We start from the raw sequence: 22091 nt of genomic DNA, 5'->3' as shown, positions 1-22091 counted from the left end.
GCTGTTCTCCGGCCCTGCGCTGCGCCGTGCCCCGTTCCGCGGGCCGGTTGTCGGCTCGGGGCCGCACCGGGCGGGCGCCGGTAGTAACGTCCGGGGCATGGATCAGCTGACCGGGGTGACGATCGAGGCCATCGACCTTGCGGCATGGGCTCCGCAGGCGCTCGATGTCCAGGCGGTGGCGTTCGGGCTGTCGCCCGAGGAGGTCATGGTCAGGCTGCACATCGTGGGCCGGCACGCGTTGCAGCCCGGGGTGATCGCGCTCGGCGCGTTCGACGGCGGACGGCTGGTCGGCTTCGGCTACGGCATGCCCAACCGGCGCGAGCACTGGTGGAGCACCGTGATCCAGCCCTACCTGGAGGCCGGCGGCCACGGCGACTGGCTCGACGGCGTCTTCGCGATCACCGAGCTGCACGTGCTGCCCGGGTTCCAGGGCCACGGGATCGGCTCCACCCTGATCCGGACCCTCTGCGAGCGGTCCGGCCTCCACCGCAGCATCCTCTCCGCGATCGACGCCGAGACGCCCGCCCGCCGCCTCTACCGCTCGCTCGGCTACCGGGACCTCGCCCGCGCGGTGCACTTCCCGAACACCGAGCGCCTCTACGCCGTCATGGGCGCCCCGCTGCCGCTGCCGGCGCGGCCGGCCGGTCAGAGCGCCCCGGCGAACTCCAGGTAGAGCTCGGCGTCCTCCCCGCGGCCGGCCGCGAGCGCCCGCAGACCGAGGTCGGTGGCGCGGAACAGCGTCCAGCCGCGCAGCCGCTCCCGGTCCACCTCCAGCGCGTCCGAGAGCTGGTGCAGCCGGCGCCGGACGGCGGCCGGGACGCCGGGGGAGCCGACCAGGGTGTCGGCCCGGTCCAGGGCCAGCCGGGCCAGGTCGAAGGCACGCTCGCCGACCAGCGGCCGCGGGTCGATCGCCAGCCAGGGCGCGCGGTCGGCGGCGAGCACGTTGCCGTGGTGGAAGTCGCCGTGCAGCAGGAACGCCTCGGTGGCGGAGCCGGCCAGCCCGTCCGCGGCCTCCAGCGCCTCGGCCACCAGGGCGTCCGCCTCGACGGCGCCGGGCAGACCGCGGTGCCGGCGCAGGCCGTCGGCGAGGTACCCGGCCCGGTCGGCCAGCGAGGGGAACGGGTGGCCCTCCCCCGGCTCCACCCAGAGCCGGTGCAGCAGGCTGGTGGCCTCCAGCATCGCCTTCGCCTCGGCGAGCGAGCGCAGCGGGATGTCGCCGTGCAGCCGCTCCAGCAGCAGCACCCCCTGGGCGGGGTCCGCGTCCAACAGCAGCACGGCGCCGCGGCCGGCCCAGTGGGCGAGCGCGGTGTGCTCCGCGGTCGTCTCGGGTGTGGTCCGCCCGGACTTGAGGACGGCGGGGCTGAGGTCGTCCCGGCGGACGTAGCCGACCAGGCTCAGGCTGCCGCCCGGATCGAGGACCCGCTCCAGGGTGAGGTCCCAGCGGGCCAGGTGTGCGGCGACCCGGGCCGGCAGCTCCGCCAGCCAGCGCCGCCCCTCGTCGTCGGTGCCGACGCTGCGCGCCAGCCACTCGGGGACGGTGATCTGCGCTGGTGCTCCCGACATGCCGGCCTTCCGGTAGCTGCTTCCCCCGTGGTGTTACCCGTCCATTGTCGGTCATGGCCCTGAAACCGCAGGTCAGCGACGCGAGGGGGAGCCGGCCGGAGGGTGCCCGCGGCCCGGGCGCGGGCTGCGCGGGCGGGGCGTGGGAAGTCGGACCCGCCGACTTCCCACGGACCCGCAGGTCAGGGGGTGGAGGTGGCCGTCGGGCTCGGGGTGGCGGTCGCGGTGTCGGGGAGGCCCGGGAACGGGGTGGCGGTGGCACCCCAGCGGTGGGCGCGCAGGGCGCAGTCGCGCAGCGCGTCGGCCGCGGCGGTGCGCTGCGGGCCGGGCACGGCGGCGACCAGGTCGGCGTAGACCGCGGTGAGCCGGGTTTCGAGGTGGGCCGCGAGCCGGGTGGCGCCGGCCGCGTCGGTGACGGCGAAAGGGAGCTGGTAGCCGGCTGCGGCCGCGCTCGGCGTGGCGCCGACCGTGCCCAGCAGCCGCTGCCAGGAGTCCCGGCGGGCCTGGTGCGCGGCGAGGGCGCCGCGTGCGTCGGTCCGCTGCTGGTCGTCCGGGAGCCGGGCGCCCACCACGCCGTAGCCGTAGACCGCGGCGTGCTCGGCGCCCAGCGCGCCCTGGAGCGCCGTGACGGCCTCCGGGCCGACGGCCGGTGCGCTGCCGGTCCCGGCCGGCGAGGCCGTGGCCGGTGCCGTACCCGAGGGTTGGCCGGACGGCGACGCGGAGGCGTCGCCCGGAGCGGTGGCCGGCGGCGCGCTCGGCGGGGCGGCCGGTGCCGGGGCGGACACCGGGACCGGGTCTCCGAGGGCGACGGCGTGCAGCACCCCGGCCGCGGACACCGAGGCGAGCAGCCGGGCCAGCTGCGGCGAGGCGGCGCCGAGGTCGGCGAGCCGGGACTGCGCGGTCTGCCGCTCCAGCGAGGCGAGCCCGGCCGGGGTGGTGACCGCGGAGCCGGCCGCCGGCGTGGACGAGGAGGCCGGTGCCGGCGTGGACGAGGAGGCCGGTGCCGGCGTGGACGACGCGGCGGCGGACGAGGACGGGGCGGACGGCGAGGCGGAGCCCGGGGCGCCGGCGGAGCCGCCGGCCAGCGCGGCCCGGTGCCGGACCACCTCCGCCCGCAGCGTCTGGAGCAGCGCCGCCTGCCCGGCACCCGGCCCGGCCAGCAGCGCGTCGTACCCGGCGAGCAGCGTGTCGGTGGCGGCGACGGCCCGCAGCCGGACCGGCTCGTCCGGGTCGGGCCGGCGCGGCTCGCTCCGGCCGCCGCCGTCGCCGTCGTGGGAGTCGGTGCACGCGGACAGCGCGCCGCCGCCGGCGAGGAGCAGCCCGAGGGCCAGGAAGGTCCGTCTACGGGGCGGCTGCATGCGGTGTCACTCCGGGGCGTGTACGGGAGGACGGCCTGCCCGCCTGCCCTCGTTGGCGTGAATGATTACAGAATCCTCACGTCCCCGGGCACGGATTCCAACCGGCGGAGCCCTGATGGGCGGGTGTGACCTTGCTCGCAGTGGGTGCCGGCCCGGCGGCGGTGCGCAGGCCGGAATCGGTGGTTGGCGGCTTCACCGGATAGGCTTTGGGCCGAGCTGCCGCGACCCGGCCGGCGCCGAACCGGCGCCTGGGGACGCGGCGCACCCTTCTGACAACAGCAGACGCGGCCGAGGAGTCCACCCGGATGAGCACCACCCACACCGACCGGCTGCGCGCGTTGCTGGAGCCGCTGGCCGCCCAGGCGGGCCTGGACCTGGAGGACGTGAAGGTCACCCAGGCCGGCAGCCGCCGCCAGGTGCAGATCGACGTGGACGCCGACGGCGGCGTGGACCTCGACACCATCGCCGAGTTCAGCCGTCTGGTCGGCGAGGCCCTGGACGAGTCCGACGTGATGGGTGCCGGCGCGTACGTGCTGGAGGTCGGTTCGCCGGGCGCGGAGCGTCCGCTGGCCGAGCCGCGCCACTGGCGCCGCGCCGAGGGCCGGCTGGCCAAGATCCACCTGGTCGACGGCGGGGAGATCGTCGCCCGGGTGCTGGAGGCGGACGAGGACGGCGCGCTGGTCGAGGTGCAGCCGGTGAAGGGCCGCGGACGGCCCAAGGAGCGCCGTCTGGCGTACACCGAGGTGGACCGGGCGCGCGTCCAGGTGGAGTTCAACCGCAAGGACGAGAAGCTCCTCGACGAGGCCGCGGACTTCGCGGACGACGACGCCTCGGACTTCGTGGACGACGCCTCGGCGGACGACGGCGCCGAGGAGGGGGACGACGGTGCGCAGTGACGAACTGCGGACCGACCGCACCATGACGAACGTGACGAAAGACGAGGAGGCGTAGCCGTGGACATCGACATGAGTGCCCTGCGCACGCTGGTCAACGAGAAGAACATCCCCTTCGACCTGCTGGTCGAGTCCATCGAGTCGGCCCTCCTCACCGCGTACCACCGCACCGAGGGCTCGCGCCGCCGCGCCCGCGTCGAGCTGGACCGCAAGTCCGGCCACGTGACGGTCTGGGCCACCGAGGACCCGTCCGAGCTGGACGAGGGCGTCGAGCCGAAGGAGTTCGACGACACGCCGAGCGGCTTCGGCCGGATCGCGTCCAGCATCGGCATCCAGGTGATGATGCAGCGCCTGCGCGACGCCGCCGACGACCAGACCTTCGGCGAGTACGCGGGCAAGGAGGGCGACATCGTCACCGGTGTCGTCCAGCAGGGCAACGACCCGAAGAACGTGCTCGTCGACATCGGCAAGCTGGAGGCCATCCTGCCGCCGCAGGAGCAGGTCCCGGGCGAGGACTACCGGCACGGCACCCGCCTCAAGTGCTACGTCGTGGCGGTCCGCCGGGGCGTCCGCGGCGCTTCGGTGACGCTCTCGCGGACCCACCCCAACCTGGTGAAGAAGCTCTTCGCGCTGGAGGTCCCGGAGATCGCGGACGGCAGCGTGGAGATTGCCGCGATCGCCCGCGAGGCCGGCCACCGCACCAAGATCGCGGTCTGGTCGCGCCGGGCCGGCCTGAACGCCAAGGGCGCCTGCATCGGCCCGATGGGCAGCCGGGTGCGCGCGGTGATGGGCGAGCTGCACGGCGAGAAGATCGACATCGTGGACTGGTCGGAGGACCCCCGCGAGATGGTCGCCGCCGCGCTGTCCCCCGCACGGGTGACCAGCGTGGAGATCGTCGACGCCGTCCAGCGCTCCGCACGGGTGATCGTGCCGGACTACCAGCTGTCGCTGGCGATCGGCAAGGAGGGCCAGAACGCCCGCCTCGCCGCCCGCCTCACCGGCTGGCGGATCGACATCCGGCCCGACACCGAAGGCCAGCCCGAGGCCGCCGGCCGGCCGGCCGGCGACTGACCGTCGCGGGAATTCCGGCCGAGCAATCGGCGTTGTCAGAGGCTCCCCGCCGTTCCACCCCGGTTCGGCGGGGCGGCGCCATGTCCCTTCGGAGGGGTAGACTTGCCTTCGTCTGGCCGGACGCATGTCCGAGCACGCCCGGAACGCACCTGCGTGGGCTGCCGCAAGCGCGCGGCCAAGCACCAGCTGTTGCGTGTCACGGCGGTCGAGGGCGTCTGCGTCCCTGATCCCCGTGGCGCACTGCCGGGCCGGGGTGCTCACCTGCATCCCGATCCGGCCTGCCTCGACCTCGCGGTCCGCCGACGGGCGTTCCCCCGGGCCTTCCGGCTCCAGGGCGCGCTCGACACGGAGCGGCTCCGCGGGTTCGTCGAGGAGCGGGAAGGCGACACCCCGGAGCCCTGAGTCCCTCAGGCCAGTCCGGTGGGGCGCCTCCCGCGACGGCCGCCGCTAGCCGCGGCGGAGAACCACCGCAACAAGCACAGCGGGCGGGCAGCCGCGCGCCGTGCCACCAGTCAGGTACCTCGCGATGTGGAAGTAGGTCGAGATTGCGATGAGCACTCGATGAGTACGCGATGAGTACGCGATGGGTACGCCCATGAAGTAGCGACAGTCCGGCGGACGAGACACCCCGGACTCATAGACAGGAGTGAAGTGGCTAAGGTCCGGGTTTACGAACTCGCCAAGGAGCTCGGCTTGGAGAGCAAGGCCGTCATGGCCAAGCTCACCGAGCTCGGTGAGTTCGTCCGTTCGGCGTCCTCGACGATCGAGGCGCCGGTCGTGCGCAAGTTGACTGACGCTCTGGGAGTCGCCCCCACCGGTGGCGCTGCCAAGCCTGGCCCGCGGAAGCCCGCGGCGCCCCAGCCCGCCGGCGGTTCCGCCGGTGGGGCTGCACCCAAGCCGGGTGCCCCGACCCCGGGTCCGCGCCCCAGCGCGACCCCCGGTCCCCGTCCTACGCCGGCCGCGGCTCCCGCTGCGTCGGCCCCCGCCGCTCCCGCGGCGCCCGCCGCCCCGCGTCCGGGTGCGCCGACTCCGGGCCCGCGCCCGGCGGCCCGCCCCGCCGCCCCGGCGGCTCCGGCCGCTCCCGCGGCCGAGTTCTCCTCGCCGGCCCCGGCCGGTGAGACCCAGGCCTCGCGCCCGGCCGCCCCGCGTCCGGCCGCTGCCGGCCCCGCCGGCGGCGGGGCCCGTCCGGGTCCGCGTCCGGCCGGGCCGCGTCCGGGCAACAACCCGTTCACCTCGGGCAGCGCCACCGGCATGGCCCGCCCCGGCGACCGCCGTCCGGCCGCGCCGGGTGCGCGTCCGGCCGCTGCGGGCGGCCAGGGTGCGGGTGCCGCCCGTCCGGGTGGCGACCGTCCGCGTCCGGGTGCCGGTGCGCCCGGTGCCGGTGCTCCGCGCCCCGGTGGCGACCGTCCGCGTCCGGGTGCCGGTGCGCCCGGTGCGGGTGCCGCCCGTCCGGGTGGCGACCGTCCGCGTCCGGGTGGTGCGCCCGGCGCCCCGGGTGCCGGTGCCCCCCGTCCGGGTGGTGCCCCGCGTCCCGACGGCATGCCGCGTCCGGCCGGTCCGCGTCCCGGCGGCCCGACCCCGTCCGGCATGCCGCGTCCGAACCCCGGCATGATGCCGCAGCGTCCGGCCCCGGGCCCGCGTCCGGGCCCCGGCGGCCGTGGCCCGGGTGGCCCCGGCGGCCGTCCCGGTGCTCCGGGCGGCGCGCGTCCCGGCTTCCAGGGCCGTCCGGCCGGTCCGGGCTCGCGCCCGGCGGGCGGCGGCTTCGGCGGCCCGCGTCCCGGTGGCGGTGCCCCCGGTGGTGGCGGCGGCTTCGGTCCGCGTCCCGGTGGCTTCGGCGGCCGTCCCGGCGGCCCGGCCGGCCGTGGTGGCACGCAGGGCGCCTTCGGCCGTGGCCCCGGTGGCCGTCCGGCCCGTGGTCGCAAGTCGAAGCGGGCGAAGCGCCAGGAGTACGAGGCCATGCAGGCCCCGTCCGTCGGCGGTGTGATGCTGCCCCGCGGCAACGGCCAGACGGTCCGCCTGTCGCGTGGTGCCTCCCTGACGGACTTCGCCGAGAAGATCAACGCCAACCCGGCGGCGCTCGTCTCGGTCATGTTCAACCTCGGTGAGATGGTCACCGCGACCCAGTCGGTCTCCGACGCGACCCTTGAGCTGCTGGCCGGCGAGATGGGCTTCGTCCTGGAGATCGTCAGCCGGGACGACGAGGACCGCGAGCTGCTGGAGTCGTTCGACATCGACTTCGGTGCCAACGAGGGCGACGAGGACCAGCTGGCCCCGCGCCCGCCGGTCGTCACCGTCATGGGTCACGTCGACCACGGTAAGACCCGCCTGCTGGACGCGATCCGCAAGTCCAACGTGGTGGCCGGCGAGGCCGGTGGCATCACCCAGCACATCGGTGCCTACCAGGTCGTCACCGAGGTGAACGGCGAGCAGCGTCCGATCACCTTCCTCGACACCCCGGGTCACGAGGCGTTCTCCGCCATGCGTGCCCGTGGTGCCAAGTCCACCGACATCGCGATCCTGGTGGTCGCGGCCAACGACGGTGTCATGCCGCAGACGGTCGAGGCGCTCAACCACGCCAAGGCCGCGGGTGTGCCGATCGTGGTCGCCGTCAACAAGATCGACGTCGAGGGCGCCGACCCGACCAAGGTCCGCGGTCAGCTGACCGAGTTCGGTCTGGTGGCCGAGGAGTACGGCGGCGACACCATGTTCGTCGACATCTCCGCGCGCCAGGGTCTGCACATCGACCAGCTGCTGGAGGCCGTGGTCCTCACCGCGGACGCCTCGCTCGACCTGCGGGCCAACCCCGACCAGGACGCGCAGGGCATCGCCATCGAGGCCCACCTCGACAAGGGCCGCGGCGCCATGGCGACCGTGCTCGTGCAGCGCGGTACCCTCCGCGTCGGTGACTCGATCGTGGTCGGCGACGCCTACGGCCGCGTCCGCGCGATGCTGGACGAGAACGGCAACAGCCTCACCGAGGCCGGCCCGTCCCGCCCGGTGCTGCTGCTCGGTCTGACCTCGGTGCCCCGCGCCGGCGACAGCTTCATCGTCGTCGACGAGGACCGCACCGCCCGCCAGATCGCCGAGAAGCGCTCGGCCCGCGACCGCAACGCCGCCTTCGCGCAGCGTCGGGTCCGGGTGTCCCTGGAGGACCTGGACAAGGCCATCGCCGCCGGCTCCATCGAGCAGCTCAACCTCATCATCAAGGGTGACGTCTCCGGTTCGGTGGAAGCCCTCGAGGACGCCCTCGTCAAGCTGGACGTGGGCGAGGAGGTCGAGCTCCGGGTCCTGCACCGCGGTGTGGGTGCCATCACCGAGTCCGACGTGGACCTGGCGATGGGCTCGGACGCCATCATCATCGGCTTCAACGTGCGCGCCGAAGGCCGTGCGCGTACCGCGGCCGACAAGGAAGGCGTGGACGTCCGGTACTACTCGGTCATCTACCAGGCGATCGAGGAGATCGAGAACGCCCTCAAGGGCATGCTCAAGCCGGAGTACGAGGAGGTGCGCCTCGGCGCCGCGGAGATCCGCGAGGTCTTCCGCTCCTCCAAGTTCGGCAACATCGCCGGTGTCCTGGTCCGCGACGGCATCATCCGCCGCAACGCCAAGGCCCGCCTGCTGCGCGACGGCAAGGTCGTGGCGGAGAGCCTCACCATCGAGGGTCTGCGCCGCTTCAAGGACGACGCGACCGAGGTCCGCGAGGGCTTCGAGGCCGGTGTGACCCTGGGGTCGTTCAACGACATCAAGGTCGACGACATCATCGAGACCTACGAGATGCGCGAGAAGCCGCGCGCGTAAGCGGGTGGTGTCCGGGGCCGGTCGACGGGTGGAATTCCCGTCGACCGGCCCCGGTCTCGCTGTGTAGGGTCCTCGGGTAGCCGGATGACGCGGCACCAGCCCGGTTCCGGGCTGTCCCCGAGGCCTCCAGGTCGGCGAGACCTGTCATACATGTTCGTGGGAACACTCACCTTCGACCTGCTGCTGGGCGACGTCCACTCGCTCAAGGAGAAGCGTTCGATCGTGCGGCCCATCGTGGCCGAACTGCAGCGCAAGTACAGCGTGTGCGCTGCCGAGACCGGGAACCAGGATCTGCACCGCCGGGCCGAGATCGGCCTCGCGGTGGTGTCCGGCGAGGCCGGGTACGTGACCGAGATCCTGGACAGCTGTGAGCGGTTGGTCGCCGGCCGCCCCGAGGTACAGCTGCTCTCCGCCAGGAGGCGCTACCACAACGACGACGATGAATGAGGTCTGCGGGACGGACCGGCGCGAGTCGCCGTTCTCACACAGATCAGGACCGAGAGCGCCCGCAAGGCCGGGCGCGGGCCGGTACTTTGGGGCGTGGGCCCCGACGGGCAGGCAGCACGCCCGGGTTACCGGCCCACTGCACGAGGAGGCAACGTGACCGACACCGCAAGGGCGCGCAAGCTCGCCGACCGCATCCAGGTGGTCGTCGCCCAGACCCTGGAACGGCGGATCAAGGACCCCCGGCTGGGGTTCGTGACCATCACCGACACCCGGGTGACCGGCGACCTGCGCGAGGCCACCGTCTTCTACACCGTCTTCGGTGACGAGACCGAGCGCGAGGCCACGGCCGCCGCGCTGGAGAGCGCCAAGGGCGTGCTCCGCTCCGAGGTCGGCAAGCAGACCGGGGTGCGCTTCACCCCGTCGCTGACCTTCGTCGCGGACGCCCTGCCGGAGAACGCCCGGAACATCGACGACCTGCTCGACCGGGCCCGGGCGATCGACGCGGCCGTGCGCACCACGGCCGCGGGCGCGACCTACGCAGGCGACGCGGACCCGTACAAGGTCCCGGCGTCCGAGCGTGACGACGAGGACGAGTAGTCATGGCGGGTGAGCCGGCGCCGGCCGGTTCGACGGCCGGAGCAACCACGGGGGCGTCCTCCACCAGCACGGTGGAGGGTGCCCTCGCGGTGCTTCCGGGGCCGCGCGCCGAGGAGAGCGGCTTCGAGCTGGTCTGGCAGCAGGTGGTCGCGGAGATCGGGCGGGCCCGCTCGATCGACCTGATCTGCCACATCTGTCCGGACGGCGACGCACTCGGCTCGGCCCTGGCGGCCGGGCTGGCGCTGCGCGGGCTCGGGTACGAGGTCCGCGTCTCCTTCGGGGACGACCCGCAGATCGTCCCCGAGTCGCTGTCCTTCCTGCCCGGCCAGGAGCTGATCGTGCCGGCCTCCGAGGTGCCCGACACCCCGGAGCTGGTGCTCTGCTTCGACGTCGCCGCGGAGAGCCGGCTCGGGCTGCTGCACGACAAGGCCTTCGCCGCGCCCGTGCTGGCGGTCTTCGACCACCACGCCTCCAACCCCGGCTTCGGCACCCACCAGCTGATCGACCCGAGCGCGCCGGCCACCGCCGTCCTGGTGGACGAACTGCTGCGCCGGCTCGGCGTCGAGCTGGACCAGGACCTGGCCACCTGCCTCTACACCGGGGTCGCCACCGACACCGGCTCCTTCAGGTACCGGGCCACCACGCCCGAGACCCACGAACTCGCCGGGCGGCTGCTGGCCACCGGCATCCGGCAGGACCTGATCTCCCGCCAGCTGTGGGACACCTCGTCCTTCGGCTACCTCAAGGTGCTCGCGGCCGCGCTCGACCGGGCCGTCTACGAGCCGGACGCGGCCGACGGCCTGGGCCTGGTGTGGACCTGGGTGCCGTACCAGGACCTGGCGCTGTTCAGCGTCACCGTCGAGGAGATCGAGGGCCTGATCGACATCGTCCGCCGCCCGGCCGAGGCCGAGGTCGCGCTGGTGCTCAAGCAGGACCCGGACGGCACGCTGCGCGGCTCCTCGCGCTCCAAGGGCGCGGTAGACGTCGCGGCGGCCTGCGCGGAGCTCGGCGGCGGCGGGCACACCTACGCGGCCGGGTTCTCCGCCCGCGACGGCGTGGAGGCCGTGGTGGCGCGGTTCCGGGCCGCGCTGCGGCCGATCGGTTGACCCGCCGACCTCGTGACCGGCCGACTGTCGTGACCGGCCGTCGAAGCCGGACCGGCGAGCCCGGCCGGTGAACCCGGCCGGGCGACCCCAGAAGACCACTCCCACAGAAAAGAACAGATGAAGCGCAAAGGAACCGGTCCGGACGGCCTGGTCATCGTCGACAAGCCGGAGGGCATCACCTCGCACGGGGTGGTGGCCAAGCTGCGCTGGCTGGCCGGGACGCGGAAGGTCGGCCACGCCGGCACGCTCGACCCGATGGCCACCGGCGTGCTGGTGATCGGCGTCGAGCGGGCCACCCGGCTGCTCGGCCACCTGATGCTCACCGCCAAGACGTACGAGGCGACCGTCCGGCTCGGCCAGACCACCGTCACCGACGACCGGGAGGGCGAGGTCACCTCCTCGACGGCGGCGGACGGCGTCACCCGGGAGGCCGTCGAGGCCGGGATCGCCCTGCTCACCGGCGAGATCATGCAGGTGCCGTCCAAGGTCAGCGCGATCAAGATCGACGGCAAGCGCTCCTACGCGCGGGTCCGCGAGGGCGAGGACTTCGAGCTCGCGGCGCGGCCGACCACCGTGCACTCCTTCACCGTGCACGAGTACCGCACCGCCGTCGCCGAGGACGGCACGCCGGTGCTCGACCTCGACGTGACGGTGGAGTGCTCCTCCGGCACCTACATCCGGGCGCTCGCCCGCGACCTCGGCGCCGGCCTCGGCGTCGGCGGCCACCTGACCGCGCTGCGCCGCACCAAGGTCGGCCCGTACGGCGTGGAGTCGGCGCGGACGCTGGAGCAGCTGGAGGAGTCGGTGCACGGCGAGGCCGCGACCGGCCTGGACGTGCTGCCGATCGGCGCGGCCGCGGCGGCGGCCTTCCCCCGCTGGGACCTCGACGCCGAGCAGGCCAAGCTGCTCTCGCACGGCGCCCGGCTGAAGGCGCCGGGGCTGGGCGTGGACGGGCCGATCGCGGTGTTCGGGCCGGACGACCGGTTCCTCGCGCTGGTGGAGGAGAAGGGCGGCCAGGCGAAGCCGGTCGCGGTCTTCGTCGGCTGACCGGCGCCCGGAGCGCGCGTACCGGGCCGCCGGCGCCGGTGCGCGTACGGCGCCCCGGCGGCTCCTCGGAAGGCTGACGCCCCCGTGGGGGTGATGCCCCCGTACGGATGAGGCCCCGGGGTGTCCCGGGCCCCGCGGCGGACCGGTGATCCGGGAACGGACGAGCCCCTGCGGCCCGACGGGCGGCAGGGGCTCCGTGCTGCCCGGGTGCTGCCCGCGGGCAGGTCCGGCGGCTCCGGCGGCGCTTCACCCGGACGGGGGAGCGCGCGAGGTGAACGCCGGTGGTGAGCGGCGCGGGCGCGGTCGGGCCCAGCCGGCCGCGGGCAGGCTCCCGGTCGGCGAGCAGGTCGCCGCGACGAGTCCGCTCCCGGGCCGGCCGGCCCTGCGGGGAGGGCTGCGCGAATGCCGGGATTCCTGGACGGCGACGAGGTGGCGGGCGATCCGGGGCGGTACCTGCTGCGGATCCGCGCCCTGGACGGACGGCTGCGCGGACTGGGGTTCGTCGCCGACCCGCAGGGCACCGTCCTGACCGCGCACGAGTGCGTGGCGGGGCTCGACCGGATCGTCCTGCACACCCCCGGCGGGCAGACCCGCGTCCTGGGCCCGGACAGCGTGCTGCCGCTGCCCGCGCACGGGCTCGCCCTGCTGCGCACCGAAACCGTCGGCGGGCTCCCGGTGCCGCCGCTGCCGATCGCCCCCGAGGGGGCGACGGGCCCGGGCCGGGAGGTGGTGCTGCCGGTGCCGGCCGGGGAGGACGGGCGGCTGGTCGCGGTGCGCTGCGGCGTCCTGGGCGCCACCGGTGCGGTCTACACGCCCGGACCGCCGTCCGCCGACGGGCGGCCGGCACCCGGGCCGTTCCACCTGCTGGGCAGCGTGCTGCTGCTCGGGGTCCCGGCCGGAGCGGGCGGCGCGGCGGCGGTGCCGCCCGGGGCACCGGTGCTGGACGCGCGCGGCGGCGCGGTGGTCGGGGTCGCCGCGCCCGCGCTGCGGGCCCCGGAGCAGGCGGGCGCGCTCACCGTCGCGCCCGCGACCGGCGGCGGACCGGCGCAGGACGGTCCCGAGCTGGCGGCGGCGCTGGCCCGGAACGCGGCCGGCGTGCCCGCGTACGGTCCGGCGCTCAACCTGGCGGGCGTGCTCCGGCTGGCGGCCGCCCGGTCGGCCGCGGCGAGTGCGGGACCGGGGCGGGTGGCGGCGCTGGCCGCGGACCGGATCGACCGCCCCGACGGACTGGTCGGCGACGAGCCGCAGGCGGTGGTCACCGTGCTGGTCGGCGCGCCGGGCTCCGGCCGGAGCACCGAACTGGCCGCCCTCGCCGCGCGCCGGGCCGGCGGCGACCGGCCGCTGCCCACGCTCTGGCTGCGCGGTGCGGACCTGGACGCCGGGGACGTCTCGCTCGCCGGCGCGGTGCGGCGCGCCCTGGAGTCCGCCGCGGCGGACCTGGCCACCCAGCCGCCGCCCGGGCCGGAGGCGGTGGCCGCCCTCTGCGTGGAGGCGGGGCGGCCGCTGCTGGTCCTGCTCGACGGGCCCGAGGAGGCGCCCGTCCCGCTGGACGCGGGCTGGCTGCGGGCGGCGGGGGAGTGGCTGGCGGCCGCCGGCGGGCGGCTGGTCACGGCCTGCGGGGAGGAGGCCTGGGAGGCCCTGGCACGGGACGGGGACGACGCGGCTCCGCAGGCTAACGGCCACCCCGGCGCCGGCCACCCCGCCGCTCCGGCCGCCGGCACCGACGCGTTCGGCGCCGGCGCCCCCGCCGCCGCCCCCGCCCCCGCCCCCGCCCGCCGTCCGGCGCTCGCCGTGCACCGCCTCGGCCCGCTGCCCGCCGACGCGGCGGACCGGGTCCGCCGCCGGTACGGGCTGCCGCCCGGGTGGCCGGCGGCGCCGGACGCCCGGCACCCGCTGGCCGCCCGGCTGGCCGGCGAGCTGTGGGCGGAGGGGCTGCACGGGGAACCGCCGTGCCGGAGCGAGCTGTTCGCCGCCCACCTGGACCTGCGCTGCCTGCGGGTGGCCCAGCGCCTCGCCGCCGACGGCCGGCCCCGGCGGGGCGCCCACCGGCGGGGCGGGAGCCGCCCGGCCGGGCCCGCCCACGGCCGGGTACGGCGGCTGGCCGCGGCGGTGGCGGGCCGGGTGCACGAGGCGGCCCGGCGGATGCTCGGCGCGGAGGAGGGCGGGCTGGGCCGCGCTGTGTTCGAAGAACTGTTCCCGGTGGCCGGGGGCTGGGCGGCCGCGGTGCTGGCGGAGGGCCTGTTCACCCCGGCCGGGCCCGGCTACCGGCTGGCGCACGGCGAGTTCGCCGACTGGCTGCAGGGCCTCCACCTGGACCTCGACGGCGCACTGCGGCTGCTGCTCGGCGAGGCCGAGGACACCCGGCCGGCCGGCGCGGACCGCGCGGGGGAGGCCGGACCGGGCGGGGGCCGGGGGCGGCCGGCCCGCGCCGTCCCCCGGCACCGGGTCGGCCCGGTGGCCGCCGCCCTGGGGCAGCTGGCGGCCGCCTGGGGCGCCGCCGCGCTGGACCCGTGGCTGCACCGGATCTGGCGTGCCCTGGACCTGCGCCCGCCGGGCAGCGAACCCGCCTGGTGGGCGGGCCGGTTGCTGGCCGCCGGGCTGGAAGCCACCCCCGACCTCGCCGAACACCGCGCACTGCTGGACCAGTTGGCCGTCCGGATCGCCGAAGTCGCCCCGGCCGCAGGCGGGTTCGAGCGGCTCCCGGCGGACGGCCTCGGCCGGTTCGACGCCGCCTTCTGGACCGGCCTCGGGCTGCCCGCCCCGCGCGAACTGGAGCTGCTGCGCCGCCTGGTGACCGCCGACGGGCCGGGCCGGCCCTTCCTCGCCGCCGTCGCCGGGCGGCTGCGGGCCGACCCGGCCGGCGTCGTCCCGCTGCTCTGCCGCTGGTTCGACGACCCGCGCGGCCTGCCCGGCCACCCCGGCACCGCCGTCGCCGACCTCGCCCACGACCTGCTCCACGCCCACCGGGCACTCGCCCTGGACGAGTTGACCGAGGCGCTGGCCGACGCGGCGCACCCCCGGGCGGACGCCCTGCTCACCGTCCTGGCCGCCGAGGAGCCGTCCGCGCTCTGCCGGGCGGTCGACCGCTGGAGCCACGACCGGCGCCCCGAGCGCCACGTCGCCGCCGCCGTGCACGCGCTGCGCACCGCCCCGTACGCCCGCGGCGCGGCGGCGGAGTTGCTGCGCCACACCGCGTTCACCCTGCTCGCCCGGGACGAGGAGCCGGGCCTGCACGGCGCCGCGCTGGCGCTGCTGGTCGCCGACCGGGAGACCAGGGCCGCCCACCTGCCGGCGGCGCTGGCCGCGTACCGGCGGGGCGGGGACGCCTTCCTCACCGCGCGGACGCTGGCCCCGGCGCTGGAGACCGACCCGGAGCCGGTGCTGACGGCCCTCGCGGACCGGCTGGAGCGGCCGGGGGCACCGGTCGCCGAGACCCTGCGGGTGCTGGCCGACGTTCGCTCGCCGCTGGGCGGCCGGTGCGGCGCCGAGCTGGCGGCCCGGCTGCTGCGGGGGCAGCCGGCCGCGGCGGGCCCGGTCGCGGTGGAGTACCTGGGCCGCCGTCTGGCCGGCGGGGCCGCCCGGGGGCCGGCGGCCCGGTTGGAGCTGCGGCTGCTGCTCGGCAGCGCCCTGGCGGCCCGCGCGGCGGCCGTCCGCCAGGCCTTCGCCGAGGTGCTGGCGGTGCCGGTGGCCGACGCCGACGGGAACGCCCTGCGCGGCGAGCTGCTGGACACCGTGCTCGCCACCGAGAGCGACCCGGAGGTGCTGGTGGCGCTGGTGGAGCGGCTGGCCGAGCACTGCGCCGCCGAGCGGCCCGCCCGGGCCCGGACGGTGCTGGCCCGGGCGGCGGCCGGGCTTCCGGACGCGGACCGGTTGCTGGTGGCGTGTGCGGGCCGCTCGGCGGCGTTCGCCCTGCTGCTGGCCGACTGGCCGGACGGCCGGCCGGTCCGCCCCGGCGGACCGCGGCTGGACCGGATGCGGGAGCTGGTGGCGGCCGGCCGGGATCCCCGGGACGCCGCCGCGGAGGCCGGGCGCGCGGCCGGTGCGGAACGGGGCGCCGGGGCCGGGCGCGGGGACGCCGTGGAGGCCCTCGGCCCGCCCGGGTCCGGGGCCCGGCACCCGGCGGTGCGCCCAACCCGCCTTCCGGTGCCGAACCAGGGGCAGGCGCATGGCACGCTATAGGGGTTCGGGTTTTGAGCGTTTGAGCGTACAGAAGGTACGCGCCGTACGGAACAAGGAGCGGTCAGGGTGCAGCGCTGGCGTGGCCTGGAGGAGATCCCCGGTGACTGGGGACGCAGCGTCGTCACCATCGGCTCGTTCGACGGTGTGCACCGCGGACACCAGCTGATCATCAACCGGGTGGTCGAGCGCGCCCGGGAACTCGGCGTCCGCTCGGTCGTCGTGACCTTCGACCCGCACCCGAGCGAGGTCGTCCGCCCGGGCAGCCACCCGCCGCTGCTCGCCCCGCAGCCGCGCCGCGCCGAGCTGATCGCGGAGCTCGGGGTGGACGCCGTGCTGGTGCTGCCGTTCACCGCGGAGTTCTCGCAGGAGTCCCCGGAGACCTTCTTCCGGCAGGTCCTGGTGGACGCGCTGCACGCCTGCCTGGTCATCGAGGGCCCGAACTTCCGCTTCGGGCACCGGGCCGCCGGCGACGTCGCGCTGCTCACCGAGCTGGGCCGGGCCGCCGACTGCGGCGTCGAGGTGGTCGACCTCCAGGTCCGCGGGGCGGCCGGCGACGGCGAGCCGTTCTCGTCCACGCTGACCCGGCGGCTGGTCGCGGCCGGCGACATGGCCGGGGCCGGCGAGGTGCTCGGCCGCCCGCACCGGGTGGAGGGCATCGTGGTGCGCGGGGCGCAGCGCGGCCGCGAACTCGGTTACCCGACCGCCAACGTGGAGACCGTGCCGCACAGCGCGATCCCGGCCGACGGCGTCTACGCGGGCTGGCTCACCGCGAACGGGGAGCGCATGCCGGCGGCGATCTCGGTCGGCACCAACCCGACCTTCGACGGCACCGCCCGCACCGTCGAGGCCTACGCCATCGACCGGGTCGGCCTGGACCTCTACGGGCTGCACGTCGCGGTCGACTTCCTGGCCTACCTGCGCGGGATGGAGAAGTTCGACTCCATCGAGGCGCTGCTGGACCGGATGGCCGACGACGTCAAGCAGGCCCGTGAGCTGACCGACGCCGCCTGACGCGGACAGGCCCTGGGGCCCGCCGGCCGTTCTCGGGAACCGAGACGGCCGGCGGGCCCTCGTGCGTGCCGGGCCCGGTGTCCGGGCCCGGCACCGCTCCTACTGCTGGGGCTGCTGCGGCTGCTGCGGCGGGTGCGGGTACCCGTACCCGGCGGGCGGCTGCGTGCCGGGCTGCGGCTCACCGGGCTGCGGGTAGCCGTACCCCGCCGGGGCCGGGGGCTGCTGCCACTCCGGCTGTCCGGGCTGGGCGCCCGGCTGCGGGTAGCCGTACCCGGGCGGGGGCGGCGGGGTCTGCCCCGGCTGCGGGGCCCACGGCGCGCCGGGCGCCGGCTGGCCGGCCGGGTAGCCGCCCTGGCCCGGCTGCGGGTAGGGCTGCGGCTGCCCCGGCTGCTGCGGGTCGGCGTACGGCTGCGGCTGCCCCGGGACGGCCTGCTGCTGCTCGGCGTACGGGTACGGCGCGGCCGCCTGCGGGGGCTGCTGCGCCTGCTGCTGCCAGCCGGTCTGCTGGGCGGCCTGCTGGGCGCGGACGATGTCCTCGCCGACCAGCGTGGCGAGGTCGAAGTACGCCTCGCGGACCTTGGGCCGCATCATGTCGAGGTTGACCTCGGCGCCGGCCGCCAGGGACTCGTCGAACGGCACCACGACGACGCCGCGGCAGCGGGTCTGGAAGTGCGCGACGATGTCCTCGACCTTGATCATCTTGCTGGTCTCGCGGACCCCCGAGACCACCGTGATGCTGCGCTGCACCAGGTCCGCGTAACCGTGCGCGGAGAGCCAGTCCAGCGTGGTGGAGGCGGAGGAGGCGCCGTCCACGCTCGGGGTGGAGACGATGATCAGCTGGTCGGCGAGGTCGAGCACCCCGCGCATCGCGCTGTACAGCAGGCCGGTGCCGGAGTCGGTCAGGATGATCGGGTACTGGCGGCCCAGCACGTCGATGACCTGGCGGTAGTCCGAGTCGTTGAAGGTGGTCGAGACGGCCGGGTCGACGTCGTTCGCCAGGATCTCCAGGCCCGAGTGCAGGTCCTGCGAGGTGAACTGACGGATGTCCATGTAGCTGCGCAGGTGCGGGATGGCCGTGACCAGGTCGCGGATGGTCGCGCCGGTCTGGCGCTTGACCCGGCGGCCCAGGGTGCCCGCGTCCGGGTTGGCGTCGATCGCGATCACCTTGTCCTGGCGCTCGCTGGCCAGGGTCGCGCCGAGCGCGGTGGTGGTCGTGGTCTTGCCGACGCCGCCCTTGAGGCTGATCACCGCGATCCGGTAGCAGCTCAGCACCGGGGTGCGAATGGTCTCCAGCTTGCGGGACTTCTCGGCCGCGGCCGCCTTGCCGCCGAACTGGAACCGGGGCTGCTGGCGCTGCTGCTTCGGCTGGCTGCGCAGCAGGCGGTCCGAGGACAGCTCGACGGCGGCCGTGTAGCCGAGCGGCGCACCGTGCGCGGTCGGCTGCGGGGAGGCGGCCTGCTGGAAGGCCGCGGGGGCCTGCGGCGCGCCGGACTGCTGCGGCCACGCCTGCGGAGCCTGCTGGGCCGGCTGCTGCTGGTGCGCGGCGGGCTGCGGCCAGCCGGCCTGGCGCGGGTCGACCGGCGCGGCCGGCTGGGGCGCCGGCTGCGGGGCGGGGACCGGCTGCCCCGGCGCCGGCTGGGCCACGGGCCAGCCGGCGGCGGCCTGCGGGTCCTGCGGCTGCACCGGCTGCCCGGGCGGGACCGGCTGGGCGTACGGGTGGGGCTCGGCATACGGCTGCGGCTCGGCGTACGGCTGCGGCTGGGCCGGGACGGCCTGCTGCGGGTTCGCGTACGGGTACGGCTGCGCCGTCTGCGGGACGGGCTGCTGCTGCGCCGGGTCGGCCGCCGGCCAGGGCTGGGCGACGGCGGTCGGCGGCTGCTCCACCACGGGCGCCGGGGCGTGGGCGACCGCCTCGGCCGGCGGCGCGGTGAACGGGCCGGCCTGCGCCTCGACGGGGGCGGCCGGGACGGGGACGGCCACCACGGGGGCCGGTCCGGCCTCCGCGGGGACGCCGGTCGGCACCGGCTCGGGTGCCACCGGGGCGGCCGCGGCGACGGCCTGATCGGGCGTCGGGACGGGCGGCTGGGCCGGCCCGCCGGCCGGCATCGGAGCCGGCACCGGTGCGGGCCCCGGCTGGGCGAGCGGCGGCACCGGCGGCCCGGCCACTACGGTCGGCGCGGGCGCGGGCGCGGGCGCGGGTGCAGGCGCGGGTACGGGTGCGGCCCCGGGCACCTGGGCCGCCTGAACGGGCGCGGGCGCGGGCACGGGCATGGGCGCGGGTGCCGGAACGGCCGCAGGCGCCCCCACGCCCGGAACCCCCGGCACACCCGCACCCGGAACACCCGGAGCCCCCGGAACACCCGGAGCCCCCGGCGCACCTGGAACACCCGGCGCACTCACGCCCGGAGCCGCTGCCGGCGCCCCCGTCGCCGGAGCCGCGGGCGCGGCCCCAGGGCCACCCGCGGGCTCCGACTGCACGTACCAGGACGGGGGAGTGTAGTCGGGCGCGTCGGACCAGTCGTCGTCGTCCTCCGCCGCGTTGTCGCCGACGTAGACGCCGTCCCGATCGCTGCTCACCTAGGGCTCCCTCGTGTTCGCCGCCGCTTGGTAGCGGTGCCGTTGCCGCATCAAAGACTAGGCCGTGCGCCACCCCTCGATGAAGGCGGAGTCGCATCTCACCCGCGGAGCGGCCGGGGAGCGCCGGGGGCGCACGGGGTCAGTCCATCCGGCGCGGACCGCCCAGGACCTGCTGCTCGGCCTGTCCGGGAATGGTCCGCACGTACTGGCGGCGCATCCGGGTGGTCCACAGCGTCATGTCGTCGCCGAGGGTGGGCAGCGCGGCGACGTCCTGCGGGCCGAGCGAGAGCACCCGGCCGACCAGTTCGGCCTCCTGCGGCGAGATGCGCTGCAGCCCGACCAGGTCGGCGGCGTTCAGCACCCGGGACGCGTTCGGGCCCAGGTAGGGCAGCAGGGTCAGGGTGGTCTGCCAGGGCGCGGCCGAGAGCCGGCTGCGCGGCGGGCGCGCGCCGAGGTCGCGGACCACCAGCACCGGCGAGTTCACCGAGGCGCCCTGCGGGCCGAGCCGGCCAACCTGGTGGACGGTGACGCACGGCTGCCCGCCGCCCGCCGCCTGCGCCATCGGGCCCCAGAGCTGGCCACGGGCGGTCTCGACCGCGATCCGGGCACCGGTGGCGGCCGCCCGCAGAGCGATCACCTGGGCCGTCCAGACCCCGCCGACCAGCACCAGGTCGTAGGCGCTGGGCCGGAACAGGCCGAGGACGGCCGGCTGCTGCTGCACGTCCTCGCCGATCAGCACGCCGTCGTCGCCGACCGGCAGGGCGAGCGCGCCGAGCTCCTCGACGGTCAGCACGTGCTTCTCCCGCCGGGGGCCGCGCAGCCCGAAGCCGGGCAGGATGCGGGGCCGGACGCGGGGCTGCTCGGTGGAGCCGGGCTGCGGACCGGGCGTCGGATAGGTCTGGTACGCCATCAGGAAGCACCTCCCAGGGGCAGGGTGGCGAGCATGCCGGGGGCCTGCTCCAGGTCGAGCCGGGCGAGGCCGATGCCGGCGCTCTGCGCCCGGGCCTCCACGAGCCGGCCGATCTGGACGACCTCGCTCTCGCTGCGCCCGGTCACCCGGACGTGGCCGCTGATCGCCACCGAGCCGCCGGTGCCGTGACCGGCGGTCAGGCTGAAGGTGCTGGCGAGCGCGGGCGAGCCGGTGACCAGGTTGACCAGGTCGGGCGCGGAGATCCGGCCGGGGGAACCTCCGGGGCGGCCGAGCTGCGGCCACCGGGAGACCCAGTAGGTGCTGTGCCAGCGGTCGTCGATCCGCCAGAAGCGGTTGCTCTCCTGGGTGCGCCGGCCGCTGCCGCCGCCGCTGCCGGTGCCCTGGCGGCCGGCCACGGCGAGCGGGTTGGCGCAGGTGGAGATGGCGAGCGCGGCGATCAGCTCGCGCTCGTCCAGCACGGTGGCGTTGAAGCCGGCGCTGTTGAGCCGCCCGGCGAGCTGGTCGGTGACCCGCTGCAGGGCCTTGCGGGCGCCCTCCTCGCCGCCGCCGCGGGCGCGGACGGCGGTGGCGGCCCGCTCCGGGTCGAGCTTGAGCGCCACCCAGGTGAGCCGCAGCCCGGGCGTCGCAGTGCCGTCCGGCAGCTCCTGGTAGGCGCGGGAGGCCAGCGACTGCTCGGGCAGGTGCGGGGCCGGGGCCGGCTGGGTGTGCTGGACCACCTGGACCGACTCCAGGGCGATGTCGTCCACCCGCAGCGCCGAGCAGACCAGGTCCAGCGGCAGCGGCAGCGCGGTGCGCACCGGGCGCAGCGGCTGGTCCTTGGCCTGGACGAGCAGCACCGAGGTGAGGAAGGTGCCGTCGCCGACCATGCCGGTCTCGCGGCGGATCGGACGGCCGCCGAAGTCGGTCTCGGTGGCGTGGGTGCAGGTGCGCAGGGCCGGCTCCAGCTCCAGCGCGGGAGCGATCGCCGGGTCGGTGCCGACCGGCGGGACGCTGGTCCGGGCCTGCTTCCGACGGGCCTTCAGCGCGCCGCGCACCCGCAGCAGCTCCGGGATGGTGCGCCCGCGCAGCGGGATCGCCGCGAGGACGACCAGGGCCAGCGCGACCGCGCCGAAGGCGCCGGCCACCGGCTTGCTGATGGTCCAGCCGACGGCCACCAGCGCCACCGCGACCTCGACCAGTACGAGCTGTTGGAGCTTCAGCCGCCCGCCGAGCAGCCCCGGGCGGGGGTGGACGCGGACCTGCACGGGGGCGCCGGGCCCGCCGGAGGGCGCGGGCCGGGTCGCTGCTGCGGCGGCGGCCGGGTCGGGCTGCGCCCGTCGGCCGGAGCGGCGCGATCCCCTGCCCTGTGCCGTGCTGCGGCGCCCTGGAGCGGTCTGGCTTGGCATCCCCCGAGTGGCCCTTCCTGATCAGTTGTCGCGGCCCGGTTGGCCGGTCCGCGAACCGTACCCGTACCGTACTCACCGTCTGCTGCCGCATCGTAGAGGGTTCGAGCTTGCGCTCGCCGGGCGGGTGCGGA

At 76.4% G+C, this 22091-nt stretch carries 16 protein-coding genes; 11 read left to right on the top strand and 5 right to left on the bottom strand.

The annotated features are described in order from the left end of the window. The first annotated feature begins 97 nt into the window (after positions 1-97). Positions 98-673: a GNAT family N-acetyltransferase gene (locus tag ACIPSC_RS37260; RefSeq protein ID WP_400834223.1), complete on the top strand. Its 576-nt coding sequence runs from the start codon at positions 98-100 to the stop codon at positions 671-673. Here the strand turns inward: ACIPSC_RS37260 and ACIPSC_RS37255 are convergent. Further along, positions 646-1563: an aminoglycoside phosphotransferase family protein gene (locus tag ACIPSC_RS37255; RefSeq protein WP_400834220.1), complete on the bottom strand. Its 918-nt coding sequence runs from the start codon at positions 1561-1563 to the stop codon at positions 646-648. The two genes, ACIPSC_RS37260 and ACIPSC_RS37255, sit on opposite strands and share 28 nt — an antisense overlap. Before the next feature lie 179 nt (positions 1564-1742). Further along, positions 1743-2918 carry a ferritin-like domain-containing protein gene (locus ACIPSC_RS37250; protein ID WP_400834217.1) on the bottom strand — a complete coding sequence of 392 codons (1176 nt, stop codon included), beginning with the start codon at positions 2916-2918 and terminating at the stop codon, positions 1743-1745. Between the two features lie 305 nt (positions 2919-3223). On the opposite strand from ACIPSC_RS37250, the gene rimP reads away from it, so the two are divergent. From rimP to ACIPSC_RS37200, 10 genes are all read left to right on the top strand, one after another. After that, positions 3224-3814: a ribosome maturation factor RimP gene (gene rimP, locus ACIPSC_RS37245; RefSeq protein WP_400834214.1), complete on the top strand. Its 591-nt coding sequence runs from the start codon at positions 3224-3226 to the stop codon at positions 3812-3814. A gap of 57 nt (positions 3815-3871) precedes the next feature. Continuing rightward, positions 3872-4882: a transcription termination factor NusA gene (gene nusA, locus ACIPSC_RS37240; protein ID WP_400834211.1), complete on the top strand. Its 1011-nt coding sequence runs from the start codon at positions 3872-3874 to the stop codon at positions 4880-4882. 153 nt (positions 4883-5035) lie between these two features. Beyond that, positions 5036-5284 (top strand): YlxR family protein, encoded by a 249-nt coding sequence (locus tag ACIPSC_RS37235; RefSeq protein WP_400834208.1) that lies wholly within the window; start codon positions 5036-5038, stop codon positions 5282-5284. 249 nt (positions 5285-5533) lie between these two features. After that, positions 5534-8680 carry a translation initiation factor IF-2 gene (gene infB, locus ACIPSC_RS37230; protein WP_400834205.1) on the top strand — a complete coding sequence of 1049 codons (3147 nt, stop codon included), beginning with the start codon at positions 5534-5536 and terminating at the stop codon, positions 8678-8680. Between the two features lie 150 nt (positions 8681-8830). After that, positions 8831-9127, top strand: coding sequence for a DUF503 domain-containing protein (locus tag ACIPSC_RS37225; protein WP_030397729.1), 297 nt, complete (start codon positions 8831-8833; stop codon positions 9125-9127). 153 nt (positions 9128-9280) lie between these two features. After that, complete coding sequence (gene rbfA, locus ACIPSC_RS37220; protein ID WP_238741323.1) at positions 9281-9724, top strand: 30S ribosome-binding factor RbfA; 444 nt, start codon at positions 9281-9283, stop codon at positions 9722-9724. A 2-nt stretch (positions 9725-9726) separates the two neighbouring features. Then, entirely contained in the window at positions 9727-10830 is a 1104-nt protein-coding gene (locus ACIPSC_RS37215; RefSeq protein ID WP_400834201.1) for a bifunctional oligoribonuclease/PAP phosphatase NrnA, read from the top strand. Positions 10831-10947: 117 nt separating this feature from the next. Beyond that, the gene (gene truB / locus ACIPSC_RS37210; protein WP_313763819.1) at positions 10948-11877 is read left to right on the top strand and encodes a tRNA pseudouridine(55) synthase TruB; all 930 of its coding nucleotides are present in this window, start codon (positions 10948-10950) and stop codon (positions 11875-11877) included. A gap of 402 nt (positions 11878-12279) precedes the next feature. Beyond that, positions 12280-16056 carry a serine protease gene (locus ACIPSC_RS37205; protein WP_400834198.1) on the top strand — a complete coding sequence of 1259 codons (3777 nt, stop codon included), beginning with the start codon at positions 12280-12282 and terminating at the stop codon, positions 16054-16056. A gap of 66 nt (positions 16057-16122) precedes the next feature. Beyond that, positions 16123-17067, top strand: coding sequence for a bifunctional riboflavin kinase/FAD synthetase (locus ACIPSC_RS37200; RefSeq protein WP_400834195.1), 945 nt, complete (start codon positions 16123-16125; stop codon positions 17065-17067). A 99-nt stretch (positions 17068-17166) separates the two neighbouring features. Here ACIPSC_RS37200 and ACIPSC_RS37195 read toward each other — a convergent pair whose 3' ends face one another. The 3 genes from ACIPSC_RS37195 to eccE form a co-directional block, all read right to left on the bottom strand. Continuing rightward, entirely contained in the window at positions 17167-19644 is a 2478-nt protein-coding gene (locus ACIPSC_RS37195) for an AAA family ATPase (protein ID WP_400834192.1), read from the bottom strand. 139 nt (positions 19645-19783) lie between these two features. Then, a complete protein-coding gene (locus tag ACIPSC_RS37190; protein WP_400834189.1) occupies positions 19784-20554 on the bottom strand; it encodes a hypothetical protein in 771 nt (256 codons plus the stop codon). Further along, positions 20554-21960: a type VII secretion protein EccE gene (eccE, locus tag ACIPSC_RS37185; protein ID WP_400834186.1), complete on the bottom strand. Its 1407-nt coding sequence runs from the start codon at positions 21958-21960 to the stop codon at positions 20554-20556. The genes ACIPSC_RS37190 and eccE overlap by 1 nt, the downstream gene beginning before the upstream one ends. Positions 21961-22091: the final 131 nt, after the last annotated feature.

Origin of the sequence: Kitasatospora sp. NPDC090091, from assembly GCF_044747365.1 — a bacterium.
Lineage (GTDB): Bacteria > Actinomycetota > Actinomycetes > Streptomycetales > Streptomycetaceae > Kitasatospora.
The sequence above is the reverse complement of the archived record's forward strand: the minus strand, read 5'-3'. Positions and strand labels throughout refer to the sequence as shown.

Excerpts from the sequence above, each read along its gene's own strand:
- eccE (WP_400834186.1), bottom strand. The coding sequence starts at position 21,960 with ATGCCAAGCCAGACCGCTCCAGGGCGCCGCAGCACGGCACAGGGCAGG.
- ACIPSC_RS37225 (WP_030397729.1), top strand. The coding sequence starts at position 8,831 with ATGTTCGTGGGAACACTCACCTTCGACCTGCTGCTGGGCGACGTCCAC.
- truB (WP_313763819.1), top strand. The coding sequence starts at position 10,948 with ATGAAGCGCAAAGGAACCGGTCCGGACGGCCTGGTCATCGTCGACAAG.
- ACIPSC_RS37215 (WP_400834201.1), top strand. The coding sequence starts at position 9,727 with ATGGCGGGTGAGCCGGCGCCGGCCGGTTCGACGGCCGGAGCAACCACG.
- ACIPSC_RS37190 (WP_400834189.1), bottom strand. The coding sequence starts at position 20,554 with ATGGCGTACCAGACCTATCCGACGCCCGGTCCGCAGCCCGGCTCCACC.
- rimP (WP_400834214.1), top strand. The coding sequence starts at position 3,224 with ATGAGCACCACCCACACCGACCGGCTGCGCGCGTTGCTGGAGCCGCTG.
- ACIPSC_RS37250 (WP_400834217.1), bottom strand. The coding sequence starts at position 2,918 with ATGCAGCCGCCCCGTAGACGGACCTTCCTGGCCCTCGGGCTGCTCCTC.
- ACIPSC_RS37255 (WP_400834220.1), bottom strand. The coding sequence starts at position 1,563 with ATGTCGGGAGCACCAGCGCAGATCACCGTCCCCGAGTGGCTGGCGCGC.
- ACIPSC_RS37260 (WP_400834223.1), top strand. The coding sequence starts at position 98 with ATGGATCAGCTGACCGGGGTGACGATCGAGGCCATCGACCTTGCGGCA.
- ACIPSC_RS37205 (WP_400834198.1), top strand. The coding sequence starts at position 12,280 with ATGCCGGGATTCCTGGACGGCGACGAGGTGGCGGGCGATCCGGGGCGG.